The organism is Janthinobacterium sp. CG3, from assembly GCF_000344615.1.
Lineage (GTDB): Bacteria > Pseudomonadota > Gammaproteobacteria > Burkholderiales > Burkholderiaceae_D > Janthinobacterium.
In genome coordinates this window covers 4567126-4581726 of the sequence record NZ_KB467824.1, presented here as the reverse complement: position 1 = coordinate 4581726, position 14601 = coordinate 4567126, and the positions used below count along the sequence as shown (strand labels likewise).

The 14601-nt window shown below is 65.8% G+C and carries 15 protein-coding genes; 4 read left to right on the top strand and 11 right to left on the bottom strand.

Annotated features, from left to right (window positions below):
- Positions 1 to 10: 10 nt before the first annotated feature.
- The 4 genes from JANGC3_RS0120380 to yiaA all read left to right on the top strand — a co-directional run bounded on the left by JANGC3_RS0120380 (position 11) and on the right by yiaA (position 7515).
- A complete protein-coding gene (locus tag JANGC3_RS0120380) occupies positions 11 to 4180 on the top strand; it encodes a DEAD/DEAH box helicase (RefSeq protein ID WP_017878343.1) in 4170 nt (1389 codons plus the stop codon).
- An 83-nt stretch (positions 4181 to 4263) separates the two neighbouring features.
- Entirely contained in the window at positions 4264 to 4749 is a 486-nt protein-coding gene (locus JANGC3_RS0120375; RefSeq protein ID WP_017878342.1) for a hypothetical protein, read from the top strand.
- Between the two features lie 136 nt (positions 4750 to 4885).
- Positions 4886 to 6793: a DUF885 domain-containing protein gene (locus JANGC3_RS0120370; protein ID WP_017878341.1), complete on the top strand. Its 1908-nt coding sequence runs from the start codon at positions 4886 to 4888 to the stop codon at positions 6791 to 6793.
- Positions 6794 to 7077: 284 nt separating this feature from the next.
- Entirely contained in the window at positions 7078 to 7515 is a 438-nt protein-coding gene (gene yiaA / locus JANGC3_RS0120365) for an inner membrane protein YiaA (protein WP_017878340.1), read from the top strand.
- Between the two features lie 96 nt (positions 7516 to 7611).
- On the opposite strand, the gene tatC is transcribed toward yiaA, so the two are convergent.
- From tatC to hisC, 11 genes are all read right to left on the bottom strand, one after another.
- Positions 7612 to 8367 carry a twin-arginine translocase subunit TatC gene (gene tatC, locus JANGC3_RS0120360; protein ID WP_017878339.1) on the bottom strand — a complete coding sequence of 252 codons (756 nt, stop codon included), beginning with the start codon at positions 8365 to 8367 and terminating at the stop codon, positions 7612 to 7614.
- A complete protein-coding gene (gene tatB, locus JANGC3_RS0120355) occupies positions 8368 to 8847 on the bottom strand; it encodes a Sec-independent protein translocase protein TatB (RefSeq protein WP_017878338.1) in 480 nt (159 codons plus the stop codon). It abuts the gene before it with no gap.
- Between the two features lie 53 nt (positions 8848 to 8900).
- The gene (gene tatA, locus JANGC3_RS0120350; RefSeq protein WP_017878337.1) at positions 8901 to 9131 is read right to left on the bottom strand and encodes a Sec-independent protein translocase subunit TatA; all 231 of its coding nucleotides are present in this window, start codon (positions 9129 to 9131) and stop codon (positions 8901 to 8903) included.
- Between the two features lie 142 nt (positions 9132 to 9273).
- On the bottom strand, positions 9274 to 9645 hold the full coding sequence (locus JANGC3_RS0120345; RefSeq protein WP_017878336.1) for a histidine triad nucleotide-binding protein: 372 nt from the start codon (positions 9643 to 9645) through the stop codon (positions 9274 to 9276).
- Positions 9646 to 9657: 12 nt separating this feature from the next.
- Complete coding sequence (locus tag JANGC3_RS0120340) at positions 9658 to 10029, bottom strand: phosphoribosyl-ATP diphosphatase (RefSeq protein ID WP_017878335.1); 372 nt, start codon at positions 10027 to 10029, stop codon at positions 9658 to 9660.
- Complete coding sequence (gene hisI, locus JANGC3_RS0120335; protein ID WP_017878334.1) at positions 10026 to 10466, bottom strand: phosphoribosyl-AMP cyclohydrolase; 441 nt, start codon at positions 10464 to 10466, stop codon at positions 10026 to 10028. Before hisI ends, JANGC3_RS0120340 begins: the two co-directional genes overlap by 4 nt.
- A 35-nt stretch (positions 10467 to 10501) precedes the next feature.
- Complete coding sequence (gene hisF, locus JANGC3_RS0120330) at positions 10502 to 11263, bottom strand: imidazole glycerol phosphate synthase subunit HisF (protein ID WP_035787857.1); 762 nt, start codon at positions 11261 to 11263, stop codon at positions 10502 to 10504.
- Positions 11264 to 11374: 111 nt separating this feature from the next.
- Positions 11375 to 12145 carry a 1-(5-phosphoribosyl)-5-[(5-phosphoribosylamino)methylideneamino]imidazole-4-carboxamide isomerase gene (gene hisA, locus JANGC3_RS0120325; RefSeq protein ID WP_017878332.1) on the bottom strand — a complete coding sequence of 257 codons (771 nt, stop codon included), beginning with the start codon at positions 12143 to 12145 and terminating at the stop codon, positions 11375 to 11377.
- A 57-nt stretch (positions 12146 to 12202) separates the two neighbouring features.
- On the bottom strand, positions 12203 to 12841 hold the full coding sequence (hisH, locus tag JANGC3_RS0120320) for an imidazole glycerol phosphate synthase subunit HisH (protein WP_081611921.1): 639 nt from the start codon (positions 12839 to 12841) through the stop codon (positions 12203 to 12205).
- Between the two features lie 52 nt (positions 12842 to 12893).
- Positions 12894 to 13484 (bottom strand): imidazoleglycerol-phosphate dehydratase HisB, encoded by a 591-nt coding sequence (gene hisB, locus JANGC3_RS0120315; RefSeq protein ID WP_017878330.1) that lies wholly within the window; start codon positions 13482 to 13484, stop codon positions 12894 to 12896.
- Between the two features lie 20 nt (positions 13485 to 13504).
- Positions 13505 to 14596: a histidinol-phosphate transaminase gene (gene hisC / locus JANGC3_RS0120310; protein ID WP_017878329.1), complete on the bottom strand. Its 1092-nt coding sequence runs from the start codon at positions 14594 to 14596 to the stop codon at positions 13505 to 13507.
- Positions 14597 to 14601: the final 5 nt, after the last annotated feature.

Below are 14601 nucleotides of genomic sequence, written 5' to 3'. Positions count from 1 at the left end.
TGGAACCTGCATGATCGACCAGCAACTGCTTACCGAATTTAACGCCCTCGACGAACACGAAAAAATGATCATGGCGCTGTTGGCCATCGTCGGCGAACCGATCGGCAAGCACGCGCTGTGCGAGCACCTGCAGCGCGCCAACATTAACGAACCCGACGGCACCCACTTCCGCCTGGCCGTGGTGCTGGTGGCGCTGCAGCGGCTGGTGCGCCTGGCGATGCTCAGCGAGGCGGTGGGGCGCGGCTTCAGCATCGACTCGACGCTGCGCTGGCCGGCCATCCGCGCGGCGATCGAAGCCTGCCGCTTGCGCGACCTGTGCGACGCCGTCGAAACCATCAGCCCGGTGCGCCGCAGCTGGGACCATTTCGTCGAGCTGCGCAGCTACCGCCAGGGCGTGGCGCGCCTGCGCATCGCCCTGCTGCGCGGCGACGCCCCGCAACAGGTGGCGCCTATCCTCAACGCCTGCCTGGCCTGCTACGAGGCCGGCCAGTTGCATCCGCTGATCGATATCTGCGCCCGGCCGTTCGAGCCGGAGATGATGGCGCGCATCCATCCCCAGTTGCAGGACGAGATATTGGCCATCCTGGTCAACCACAGCCAGCGCGAGCCGGAGACGGCGCCGACGCTGGCGCTGTTCTGCGTCCAGCACCTGCAACGCCAGCTGGAAGCCGGCGAGCCGCCGGCGGCGGCGCTGTGCATGGCGTTGGCCGAGCACGCCATCGTCTGCGGCGCACTCGAACAGGCCGACGCCCTGCTGCGCAGCGCCCAGGGCGCCCTGGCGCAGTTCCTGCGCTGCGCCGCCGCGCAATTGCGCGGCGACCAGGACGGCGCGCTGGCCGGCTACGACGCGGCGCTCAAGCTGCTGCGGCGCGAAAGCGGCAAGCGCAAACTATGCTTCCCCGGCATGGGCGGCCATTTATACGTGCTGGCCCTGCTTCGCAGCAACGACCCGAAGTTGCTGAAGCAAGCCGAAACCTACCTCGACCTGGCCCTGCGCGCCCAGCACAACCACGACAGCACCGTCTACCAGCAACTCAGCATGCTGCGGCAGATCCGCGCCGGCACCTTGCAAGCCGACGCGCTCCCCTCGCGCAACTGGGAAACCCAGTTGCAGGCGCAAATGTTCCAGGCCCTGCTGTACTACTGGCTGGCGCTGCCGCAACTGGAAGAACGCAAGCCGCAGTTGCAGCAACTGGTGCGCCAGGCCAACGCCGGCGGCTTCTATTTCATCGCCGCGCAGGCCGCCGGTCTGTTGGGCCGGATGGGCGACGCCGAGCTGGACGACTATGCGGCGATGCTGCGCAAGCGCCACGGCTTCGTCGACCTGGCGCCGTGGTTCGAGCGGCAGGAAGCCTGGCAGCGCCAGCTCAGCGCGCTGATCAACCTGCAGCCGCAGGGCGGCGCCGGCGCGCCGGCCCAGGTCGACGGCAAGAGTTCGCGGCTGGTCTGGCTGATCGGTTTCAACGAGCGCGACGGCGTCTCCGAGATCGAGCCGCGCGAGCAGAAGCGCGACGCCCGCGGCGCCTGGAGCAAGGGCCGCGCGATGGGCTTGAAACGCCTGTACGAGGAGGCCGCGACGATCGACTTCCTGGCGCCGCAGGACGTGCGCGTGGCCGCCACGATCGGCCCGTTCGCGCAATACTACTCGTCGTCGCCGCGCTATGAAGTCGAGCGCGAAAAGGCGCTGGTGGCGCTGGTCGGCCACCCGCTGGTGTTCCGCCTGGACGCGCCCGAGACCCGCCTGGACTTGCTGGCCGGCGCGCCGGAACTGCTGATCAAGGCCAACGGCGGCGAGCTGTGGATCACGCTGCAGCCGCCGCTGCCCGAGCACGGCGCCGGCATCGTCGTCACCAAGGAAACCCCGACCCGCCTGCGCGTCATCCACATCCTCGACGAGCACCGGCGCATCGGCGCCATCGTCGGCGCCGGCCTGGCCGTGCCGCTGCACGCCGAACAGCAGGTGTTGCAGGCGATCGGCGCGCTTTCCTCGCTGGTCACGGTGCAGTCCGACATCGTCGGCGGCGCCGACAACGTCGAGCAAATCGCCGCCGACGCCCGCCTGCACGTGCATCTGCTACCCTACCAGCAGGGTCTGAAAATGCAAATCCTGGTGCGCCCGCTCAGCGACGGCGGCGCCTACTACGCGCCCGGCAGCGGCGCCGAGAGCGTCTTCGCCGACGTCGCCGGCCGGCCGGTGCAGGCGCGCCGCGAGCTGGACGGCGAGCGCGAGGCGCGGCGCCAGCTGGTCGACAAGTGCCGCGCGCTGGAGGCGGCCGACGAGGAGCACGGCGAATGGCTGCTGGGCCAGCCCGCCACGTGCCTGCAACTGCTGGTCGAGCTGCAGGAGCTGGACCCGGAAACGCTGGTGCTGGCGTGGCCGGAGGGCGAATCGTTCCGCGTCAGCAAGCGCGTCGAGAGCCAGCAACTGCGCCTGGCGATCAAGGGCGAGAAGGACTGGTTCGCCGCCAGCGGCGAGTTGCAGATCGACGAGGGCAAGGTGCTGGACCTGCGCGCCCTGCTCGAATTGATACAAAACGGCAAAAGCCGCTTCGTCGCGCTGGGCGAAAACCAGTTCCTCGCCCTCAGCGACGAGCTGCACCGGCGCCTGTCCGAGCTGGCCGCCTACGGCCAGGCGCACGGCGACGGCGTGCGCGTGCATCCGCTGGCCTCGTTCGCGCTGGAGGAGCTGGCCAACGACGCCGGCGGCGTCAAGGCCGACAAGCTGTGGAAGGAGCACATGGCGCGGCTGTGCGACCAGGCCGGCTACGTGCCGCAACTGCCGAGCACGCTGCAAGCCGAGCTGCGCGACTACCAGTTGGCCGGCTTCGAATGGCTGGCGCGGCTGGCCAACTGGGGCGTGGGCGCCTGCCTGGCCGACGACATGGGCCTGGGCAAGACGCTGCAGGCGCTGGCGCTGATCCTGGCGCGCGCGCCGCACGGCCCGACCTTAGTGGTGGCGCCGACCTCGGTGTGCATGAACTGGCTCAGCGAGGCGGCGCGCTTCGCCCCGACCCTGAACCTGGTACTGTTCGGCGCCGGCGACCGCAAGGAAACCCTGAGCGGCGCCGGCGCCTTCGACCTGGTGGTGACCAGCTACGGCCTGCTGCAACAGGAGGCGCAGCTGTTCGCCGACGTTCAATGGCACACCGTCGTGCTCGACGAGGCGCAGGCGATCAAGAACGGCGCCACCAAACGCTCCCAGGCGGTGATGGCGCTGCAAGCGGACTTCCGCATGGTGGCCACCGGCACGCCGCTGGAAAACCACCTGGGCGAGCTGTGGAATTTGTTCCGCTTCATCAATCCCGGCCTGCTCGGCACCCTCGACCAGTTCAACCTGCGCTTCGCCGGCCCGATCGAGCGGGCCGCCGAGCCCGGCGCCCGGCTGCGCCTGCGCCGCCTGATCCAACCTTTCATCCTGCGCCGCACCAAGTCGCAGGTGCTGTCGGAGCTGCCGCCGCGCACCGAGATTGTGATGCAGGTCGAATTGTCGGCGCAGGAAACGGCGCTGTACGAATCGCTGCGCCGCGCCGCGCTGGAAAAGCTGGCGATGGTCGAGGAGCCGGCGGCGAAAAAGGCGATCCAAATCCTGGCCGAAATCATGAAACTGCGGCGCGCCTGCTGCAACCCGCACCTGGTGGCGCCGGAACTCGGGCTGGCCAGCAGCAAGCTGGCGGCGTTCGCGCAACTGCTTTCGGGGCTGCTGGAAAACCGCCACAAGGTGCTGGTGTTCAGCCAGTTCGTCGACCACCTGAGCCTGATCCGCCAACACCTCGACCAGCACGGCGTGCGCTACCAGTACCTGGACGGTTCGACCCCTATGCTGGAGCGCAAGGTGCGGGTCGACGCCTTCCAGGCGGGCGACGGCGACGTCTTCCTGATCAGCCTGAAGGCCGGCGGCATGGGCATCAACCTGACCGCGGCCGACTACGTGATCCATATGGACCCGTGGTGGAACCCGGCGGTCGAGGACCAGGCCTCGGACCGGGCCCACCGCATGGGCCAGTTGCGCCCGGTGACGATTTACCGGCTGGTGGCCAAACACACCATCGAGGAAAGCATCGTCAACCTGCACAAGCACAAGCGCGACCTGGCCGACAGCCTGCTCGAGGGCAGCGACGCGGTTGCGCGCATGTCGGCCGGCGACATGCTGGGCATGCTACAAGAAGGCTTGCGGCAATAGCCCGCGCACCGGCCGGCCGCGGCTGTGTTGGGCCGGCGCGGCGATCCGTGGCATTATCCGCGCACCACCAGACAAGGAAACTTATGGAAGACAGCAACGAATCCACCATCGGCCACTCGGCCACTCTACTGTGCGGCAAGTCCTGGACCGCCTACATCGGCATCTTTGTCGTCGCGCTGCTGCTGTTCTTCGGCCTGCTGCCGCTGGCGTTCAACTTCAACCAGATGGCGGCGGCCGGCGTGCTGGCCGCGTCGGCGCTGCTGGTCGGCTACCGCGTGCTGCTGATCCGCAGCTACCAGCTCTACTACGACGACGTCGGCGTTTGGCTCAGCTCGGGCATCCTGCCTTGGAGCAAGGGCGTCGCCGGCGTCAAATGGCGCGACATGGACGAAGCCAGCTACGTGCCGAACTTCCTCAGCTGGCTGTGCAAGTCCTACACCATCCGCATCGGCCACCGCTTCACCAAGTCCAGCGAAATCGTCCTCACCGGCATGGCCCGCGGCAAGGACGCCGTCGCCACCCTGAACGGCCACCACCAGGAACTGATACGCCGCGGCGCCATCGCCTGAGGGCCGGCTGGTAAGGCGCGTGTAACAGCGCGATGCAACAACGCCGATTGATGATAATCTGGCGGCCTCGTCGAGGGGCGCTGCGTTCGGACAGGCCACCTCGTCGCCCAGCTTGCTAAATATTCAAGAGACTACGATGATCAAAACCAAAATCGCGCTGGCCGCCATGCTGATGGCGTTTGCGCTGACCCCGGCCGGCGCCGTCCAAAAAACGCAGAAACACGCCAAGGCCACGTCCTCCAGCGCGGCGCCGAAGAAAGCCGCGTCCAAGGGCGCCAAGCCGTCCAAGGTTAGCCAGCCGTCGAAGCTCGCCAAGGCGGCGCCGGCGGCCGCCGCCGTTGCCGCGGTGGCGGCGCCGGTGGCGGCCAGCACCGAACGGCGCCAGGACCGCGCGCTCGACACCCTGAGCGGCCAATTCCTGACGGCGCTGTGGCGCATCGACCCGGAAAGCGCGATCGCCGCCGGCAAGTACGACAACGCCGCCCAACTGAGCATTCCCGACCAGGCCGGCCGCGCCAAACAACTGGCCTTCATCGCCGACTGGCAAACCCGCTTCGCCAAGATCGACGCGCGCCAGTTGTCCGACAAGCAGCGCACCGACCTGGCCCTGCTCAACAACAAGCTGAACTCGGACCGCTGGTATCTGACCACCTTGCGCGAATACGAATGGAACCCGGCCTATTACAACGTCGCCGGCGCGCTCGACTTCATCCTCAACACCGAATACGCGGCCCAGCCGCAGCGTCTGCGCACCCTGCTCAAGCGCATCGCCGGCGTGCCGCAATATTACGCGGCGGCGCGCGAGAGCATCGCCAACCCGACCCGCGAGCATACCCAGCTGGCAATCGCCCAAAGCGCCGGCGTGCTGACCGTGCTGGCCGACGTCGAGCGCGCGGCGCTGGCCTCGATCCTGACGCCGGCCGAGAAGCAGCTCTACAGCCAACGCGTCGGCGCCGCCCGCGCCGCGGTGAGCGGCTACACGGCCTGGTTGGGCGAACTCGACAAGACGCTGGCGCCGAACGGCGGGCGCTCGTTCCGCCTCGGGCGCGACTTGTACGAGCAAAAATTCGGCTACGACATCCAGTCCGCCAGCAGCGCCGAGCAAACCTACTTCAAGGCCCTGGCAGCGCGCGAGCAACTGCTGGTCAATATGGACAAGCTGTCCGACGAGCTGTGGAGCAAGACCATGGGCGAGGCGGCCAAGCCGGCCGACCGCACCAGCAAAATCGGCCTGGTAATCGACAAGTTGTCGAACCAGCACGTGGCGCGCGCCGATTTCTTCCCCGAAATCCGCCGCCAGATCCCGCTGCTGCAGGACTGGGTCAGCAAAAACAACCTGCTGACGATGGACCCGAAAAAACCGCTGGTGGTGCGCGAAACGCCGCTGTACCAGCGCGGCGTGGCCGGCGCCAGCATCGAGGCGCCCGGCCCGTACCGGCCGCAGGACAAGACCTACTACAACGTCACCCCGCTCGACAGCGAAACGCCGGAGCAGGCGGAAAGCAATCTGCGCGAATACAACCACTGGATTTTGCAAATCCTCAACATCCACGAAGCCATTCCCGGCCACTACACGCAACTGGTGTACGCCAACAAGTCGCCGTCTATCGTCAAATCGATCTTTGGCAACGGCGCCATGATCGAAGGCTGGGCCGTCTACGGCGAACGGATGATGCTGGAATCGGGCTACGGCGACAACGCGCCGGAAATGTGGCTGATGTATTCGAAGTGGAACCTGCGCAGCGTCACCAACACCATCCTCGACTACAGCGTGCACGTGCTCGGCATGCGCCGGGAGGAAGCGCTCGACCTGCTGACCCGGCAGGCGTTCCAGACGCCGCGCGAGGCGGCGGAAAAATGGCGCCGCGTGCAACTGACCTCGGTGCAACTGACCAGCTACTTCAGCGGCTACAGCGAAATCATGGAATTGCGCGAACAGCGCAAGCAGGCGCTGGGCGGCAAATTCGTGCTGAAGGACTTCCACGAGCAATTCCTCAGCTACGGCAGCGCGCCGGTGCGCGTCATCAAAGACTTGATGCAATAGTTAAGGTGTCGTAGGTCGGACGCGAGGGCCGCCGAGGCGGACGCGTGATCCGACCATGTTGGCCGGCGCGCAACGCGCCGCGCCGGGCCAACGTTGTCGGGTTACGCCCTCGCGGGCTGACCCGACCTACGCAATGCGCTGCATCGTTTGCGGCCGCGCAAGGCCGGGGGCCGCACCACAGCGCCATTTCCGGGCGGGCTTATACAATGTGCAATAATGCCCAATGGCACCGCAATTCGGTCCTGCACCCGCCCCGCGGGTGCCATTCCTTACACTGGAGAACCATGAAACCGCAATTTCAACGTCCGACCGCCGCCTTTGTCGGCGCATCCTGGATAGCGCTGCTGATCGGCGCGCTGACCTATCTGACCGGCTTATGGAACAGCGCGATGCCGCTCAACGAGCAGGGCTATTACTTCACGATTTTGATGTACGGCCTGTTCTCGGCGGTCTCGCTGCAGAAATCGGTGCGCGACCGCCTCGAAGGCATCCATGTCACCGGTATCTATTTCGGCCTGTGCTGGATCTCGCTGCTGTTGTCGCTGCTGCTGCTGGGTGTCGGCCTGGGCAACGCCACCTTGGCCTTGAGCGAAAAAGGTTTCTTCGCGATGTCATTCACGCTGAGCCTGTTTGCGGCGGTGGCGGTGCAAAAGAACGTGCGCGACATCGCCGGCAGCGAGCCGAGCGAGAACCGCGACGGTATCAAGGACGACGTGGCGTAAGGGCGTTAAGTTGGCGCGTCGTAGGTCGGATGCGGGGGCCGCCGGGGCGCCGCGATGCTCCAGCAAACCACGGGCAAGGCCGCGACGCCCGGCGGTTCAGCTCAGTTCTTCGGGCGCCTGGGTGGCTCTGACGAAGACCGGCGCCACCAGCAGGCCTAGTTCGAACAGCAGGCACATCGGGATGGCCAGCGAAAATTGGCTGACGATGTCCGGCGGCGTGACGATGGCGGCGATGACGAAGGCGCCGACGATGACGTAGGGCCGCACTTCCTTGAGCTTGGCCACGCTGACCAGGCCCATGCGCACCAGGACCACCACCACCACCGGCACCTCGAAGGTGGCGCCGAAGGCCAGGCACATCGACATGACGAAGTCCAGGTAGTTTTCAATGTCGGGCGTGACCGCGATCGAGGTCGGCGAAAATTCGCTGATGAATTTGAAGACCCGGCCGAACACCAGGAAATAGCAGAACGCCACGCCCGCCAGGAACAGCAGCGACGACGAGATCACCAGCGGCGCGATCAGGCGCTTTTCGTGGGCGTACAAGCCCGGCGCGATGAAGGCCCACAACTGGTACAGCACCCACGGCAGCGCGACGATCAGGGAAATCATCAGCGTCACCTTCATCGGCACCAGGAACGGCGAGACGATGCCGGTGGCGATCAGCTTCGAGCCGGCCGGCAGCGAGGCGATCATCGGCGCGGCGATGAAGTCGTAGATCTGCCGCGGGCCGGGCCAGTACATCAGCACGGCGCACACCAGCGCGATGCCGATCGAGGCCTTGACCAGACGGTCGCGCAATTCGATCAGGTGGGATACAAAGGTCTCTTCAACCGCGGGTTTGCTTGTCATTTAGTAAAACGATCCCTGGGATTTTCCGCCGGGGCGGAACTTGGCGACCCGCGCCGCGCCCGACAGCACGTGCATCTTGCCGCCGTTGCGTTGCTTGTACCAGGCCGGCACGGCCGAGCTGCGCAGCAGTTTCTTGCGGCGGAACTCGCGCGCCTTGCGCGCCAGGTCGTCGGTGCTGGCGACCGGCAGCGGCACGTCGTCGCGCCACGCGTGCTCGACGTCGGACAGCTTGTGCGATATCGAGTTTTCGACGTCGTCCTTGATCGAATGGGCCGCGTCCCGCACTTCCTTCTGCAGGCTCTTCAGCTCGTCGAGTTCAATCTCGCGGCTGACCTCGGCCTTGACGCTGTTCAGGTAGCGCTGGGCGCGGCCGTACAGCGAGCCCGCCATGCGCGCCACCTTGGGCAGCTTTTCGGGACCGATGACGATCAGCGCGACGACGCCGATGATGGCGAGTTTGGAGAGACCGAGATCGATCATAGGGTATCAAAGTCCAATACCGGCGGGACGCACAAGCCGCCCCGTACCGGTGCTCAGAGCTTGCTTTTCTCTTTCGCGTCGACGTCTATCGTGCTTTTCTCGGCGGCGACCTGGGACGGCGCGGCGCTTTGCGCCGGCTTCTCGTCCTCGCCCTTGATGCCGTCCTTGAAGCCCTTGACGGCCTTGCCGATGTCGCCGCCCATATTGCCAATCTTCTTGGTGCCGAACACCAGCATCACCACCACCAGCACGATCAGCCAGTGCCAAATACTCAATGAACCCATTCTCTTCTCCTTGCCGGACGGTATGCGCCCGAAATCGTCGAACCACCAGCGCACAGTATAAGCGATGCGCGCATGTCATGTGCCTGTCACACTGGGGGCCGCGGCGCTCGCGTCAAGCCCGGCGCCCGCCGCGACGCCGGACTCAGTGCTGGCCGCGCCACGGCCGCGGGCCGCCGTACAGATGCAGGTGCAGATGGTACACCTCCTGGCCGCCGTCGGGACCGCTATTAATGAGGGTCTTGTATCCGCCGTTCGGCGTACCGTCGGCGTCGTACGAGACGGCGCAGCCGAATTCCAGCGCCAGTTTCGGTGCCAGGCTGAGCATTTTACCCAGCACCAGCGTGTGGCTGTCGTCGCACTCGGACAGGGTCGCCACGTGGCGCTTCGGAATCACCAGCAGGTGCACCGGCGCGGCCGGGTTGATGTCCTTGAAGGCCAGCAGGTCGTCGTCTTCGTAGACCACGCTGGCGGGAATTTGTTTGGCGGCGATTTTACAGAAAATGCAGTTGTCCACGGCGGCTCCGGCTTAGTGTTTGTTCGATTCGTCGGCGTCGCGCAGCTCGTCCTTGCGCGCCGCTTTTTCCTCGATGCCCGAGATGCCCTCGCGCCGCGCCAGCTCGTCGAGCACTTGCTGCGGCGTCAGGTTGAACTGCGCCAGCATCACCAGCGAGTGGAACCACAGGTCGGCGCACTCGTAGAGCACCTTGGCGCTGTCGTTGTCGCGGCGCGCGTCCTTGGCCGCCATGACGGTCTCGGTCGCCTCTTCGCCGATTTTCTTCAGGATCGCGTCGTCGCCCTTGGCGAACAGGCGCGCCACGTACGAGGTGTCGGGGTCGCCGCCGTTGATCAGTTTGCGCGACTCGATGATTTCGGCCAGGCGGTTCAGTGTTTCGCTCATTTTGTCTTTGCCGTGTCGGGGTAAATCGTTGCGGGGTCTTGCAGCACCGGCTCGGCCACCTGCCATTCGCCGGTTTTCTCGTCGCCGTCGAACTTCTGGAAGAAGCAGGAGTGGCGCCCGGTGTGGCAGGCGATGCCGCCGGTTTGTTCAATCTTCAGCAGCACCACGTCTTCGTCGCAGTCGAGGCGGATCTCCAGCACCGTCTGGGTGTGGCCCGATTCCTCGCCCTTGTGCCACAATTTCTTGCGCGAACGGCTCCAGTACACCGCCTCGCCCAGTTCGACCGTGCGCGCCAGCGCGTCGCGGTTCATCCAGGCGAACATCAGCACGTCGTTGCTGCCGGCCTCCTGGGCGATCACCGGCACCAGGCCGTTCTCGTCCCACTTGACCTTCTTGAGCCATTTGGCATTGCTTGCGCTTGTCGTTGGGTTCTGCATCTGTGTTCCTGTTCTTGTTGCAATCGACCGCAGGCTTACGCCAGGCGCATCGGTATGCCCTGTTGCGCCATGAAACGCTTGGCCTCCTGCACCGTGTGCTGGCCGTAATGGAAAATGCTGGCCGCCAGCACGGCGTCCGCCTTGCCTATCTTGATCCCATCGGCCAGGTCTTGCAAGCCGCCCACGCCGCCGGAGGCGATGACGGGGATGCCGACGGCGTCGGAGACGCCGCGCGTCAAGCCCAGGTCGAAGCCGATCTTGGTGCCGTCGCGGTCCATGCTGGTGAGCAGGATTTCGCCGGCGCCCATCCGTTCCATTTTCTTCGCCCACTCGATGGCGTCCAGGCCGGTGGCGGTGCGGCCGCCGTGGGTGAACACTTCCCACTTGCCGGGCGACACTTGCTTGGCGTCGATGGCGACGACGATGCATTGCGAACCGTGTTTTTGCGAGGCGTCGAACACCAGTTGCGGATTCGTCACCGCCGAGGTGTTGATGCTGACCTTGTCGGCGCCGGCGTTGAGCAGGCGCCGCACGTCTTCGACCACGCGCACGCCGCCGCCGACGGTGAGCGGAATGAAGACTTGCGAGGCGACCGCCTCGATGATGTCGAAAATCAAGCCGCGGTTGTCGCTCGACGCCGTGATGTCGAGGAAGGTGATCTCGTCGGCGCCCTGCTCGTCGTAGCGGCGCGCGATCTCGACCGGGTCGCCGGCGTCGCGCAATTCGGTGAAGTTGACGCCTTTGACGACGCGGCCGTTGGTCACGTCGAGGCAGGGGATAATTCGTTTAGCAAGCATGATGGAACCAATATAAAGCCGGGGCGCGCTGGCCCCGGATAAGCCGCCGCCCGCCGCCGCCCGCCGCCGCACCCGCTTGGGGCGGCGCGGCGGGCGCGTGGGCGGCCGCTGTTAGGCGGCGTCGCTCAGTTCGTCGGCGCGCAGTTGCGCCGACGCCAGGTCGATCGTGCCCTCGTAGATCGAGCGGCCGCAGATGACGCCCTCGATGCCTTCGGCTTGCACCGCGCACAGCGCTTCGACGTCGCCCAGGTTGTGCAGGCCGCCGGAGGCGATGACCGGGATCTTCACCGCTTGCGCCAGCTTGACGGTGGCCTCGATGTTGATGCCGCCCATCATGCCGTCGCGGCCGATGTCGGTGTAGATGATGGATTCGACGCCGTAGGCCTCGAATTTTTTGGCCAGGTCGATCACCTCGTGGCCCGACATCTTGCTCCAGCCGTCGGTGGCGACCTTGCCGTCCTTGGCGTCGAGGCCGACGATGATGTGGCCCGGGAAGGCGCTGCAGGCGTCGTGCAGGAAGCCCGGGCTTTTCACCGCGGCCGTGCCGATGATGATGTAGCTGATGCCGGCGTCGAGGTAGCGCTCGATGGTGTCGAGGTCGCGGATGCCGCCGCCCAGTTGCACCGGAATCTCATCGACGCCGTTTTCGACGGCGAACTCCTGCACCGCCTTCAGGATCGCCTTGACGGCGCCCTCGTTCTTCGGCTTGCCGGCGAAGGCGCCGTTCAAGTCGACCAGGTGCAAACGCCGCGCGCCTTGCCGCAGCCAATGACGCGCCATGTCGGCGGGGTTGTCGGAGAAAACGGTGGCGAGTTCCATATCGCCTTGTTGCAGGCGTACACAGTGACCGTCTTTCAGGTCGATGGCAGGAATAAGCAGCATGGTCAGGTTTGATTTATGAGTGGAAAGGGGAAGAAACGGCAAACACCGGCGCCCGGGTTACGGTTGCCAGTGGACGAAGTTCTTGTAGAGCTGCAAACCCGCGGCAGCGCTTTTTTCAGGGTGGAACTGGGTGGCGAAGATATTATCACGCGCCACGGCGCAGCTGAACGGCGCGCCGTACACGGTCTGGCCGACCGTGTGCGCGGCCACTTCCGGCTGGGCGAAATAGCTGTGCACGAAGTAAAAATACGCGTCGTCCGGAATGCCCGCCCACAAAGGATGAGACGCCGTTTGCCGAACTTGGTTCCAGCCCATCTGCGGCACCTTGAAGCGCGAGCCGTCCTGCTGCACCTGGCCGTCGAGCTGGAAACGCACGACCTTGCCGGGCAGCAGGCCCAGGCCGGCGGCGTCGCCCTCCTCGCTGGCGTCGAACAGCATCTGCTCGCCGATGCACACGCCCATCAGCGGCTTGCTGGCGGCGCCGCGCAGCAGCGCTTCCAGCACGCCCGATTCGCGCAGGCTGCGCATGCAGTCGGGCATCGCGCCCTGGCCGGGCAAGACGATCCGGTCGGCGCTGTCGATATCGGCAACGCTACCGGAAATGATCACGTCGGCGTCCGGCGCGACCGCGCGCAGCGCCTGCGCCACCGAGCGCAGGTTGCCCATGCCGTAGTCAACCACAACAATTTTATTCATAGTGCCAATCAAAACTAAAGACAATCCGGAAGGGCGCGCCCCTCCGGCGCGGTTAAAGGCTGCCCTTGGTCGACGGAATCGTGCCGGCGGCGCGTTCGTCGAGTTCGGCGGCCATGCGCAGCGCCCGGCCGAAGGCCTTGAACACCGTTTCGCACTGGTGGTGGGCGTTGCTGCCGCGCAGGTTGTCGATATGCAAACTCACCAGCGCGTGGTTGACGAAGCCGCGGAAGAACTCCAGCGTCAGGTCGACGTCGAAGCCGCCGATCATCGCGCGGGTGAACGGGATGTGGTACTCGATGCCTGGGCGGCCGGAGAAGTCCAGCACCACGCGCGAGAGCGCCTCGTCGAGCGGCACGTAGGCGTGGCCGTAGCGGCGGATGCCCTTCTTGTCGCCGATGGCCTTGGCCACCGCCATGCCGAGCGTGATGCCGACGTCTTCCACCGTGTGGTGGTTGTCGATGTGCACGTCGCCGGTCGCTTCGATGTCGAGGTCGATCAAGCCGTGGCGGGCGATCTGGTCGAGCATGTGGTCGAGGAAGGGCACGCCGGTGTTGAGCTTTTGCAAGCCCGTGCCGTCGAGGTTGATGGCGACGCGGATTTGCGTCTCGTTGGTCGTGCGCGTGATTTCAGCGGTGCGGTTCATGGGGAGGCTCTGGCGATTGGCTATGCGAGCGATGCTGTTATGGCATCGAGAAATACGGAATTTTCTTCCGGGGTGCTGACGGTGACGCGGACGCAATTGGCCAGCACAGCATGCATTTTACCCATATTTTTGACTAATACCTTGTGGGCGTGCAGTTTTGCGCACACTTCTGCCGAATCGGGCACCCGGATCAGGAGGAAATTCGCCGCCGACGGGAATACTTCGACGCCCGGCAGCGCCGCCAGCCGCGCGCTCAAGTCGCTGCGCGCGGCGCGCAGCGCGGCCGCCTGTTGGTTCAGCACGTCGATGTGGTCGAGCGCGAACTCGGCCGCGGTCTGCGTCAGCACGTTGACGTTGTACGGCGGACGCACCTTGTCGAACTGCTCCAGCAGTTCGGGCGCGGCCGACATGTAGCCGAGGCGGATGCCGGCCAGGCCCAGCTTGGACAGCGTGCGCATCACCACCAGGTTGGGGAACCGCGGCAGGCGGCCCATGAAGCTGTGCTGGGCGAACGGCTCGTAGGCTTCGTCGACGACGACGATGCCGTGCTCGCCCATGGCCTCGATCAGCGCGACCATGTCGTCGGCGTCGTACAGGTTGCCGGTCGGGTTGTTCGGGTAGGCCAGGAACAGCAGCGCCGGCTGGTGCTCGGCGATGGCCGCCAGCATGGCGGCGCGGTCGAGCGTGAAGTCGGCCCGCAGCGGCACGCCGACGAAGTCCATGCCGGCGAACTGGGCCGAGCGGGAGAACATGACGAAGGCCGGCACCGGCGCCATCAGCACGGCGCGGCGGTCCTGGCGCGCGGTGGCCGTCGCCATGATCGAGATCAGCTCGTCGGAGCCGTTGCCGAGCAAGACGTCGTAACCGGCCGGCACGCCCAGGTGCCGGCAAATCTTCGCCTTCACCGTCGCGTAGTCGGCCACCGGGTAGCGGTTCAGCATGGCCGTGGCCAGGCGCCGGCCCAGCTCGGCGCGCAGATGCTCGGGCAGCAGGTACGGGTTTTCCATCGCGTCGAGTTTGATGTAACCGCTCGCGTCAGGCACGTGGTACACGCCGATCTCGCGGACGTCGGCGCGAATCGTGTTGCTGATGAGGTTTTCGATGAAAGACATGCTGC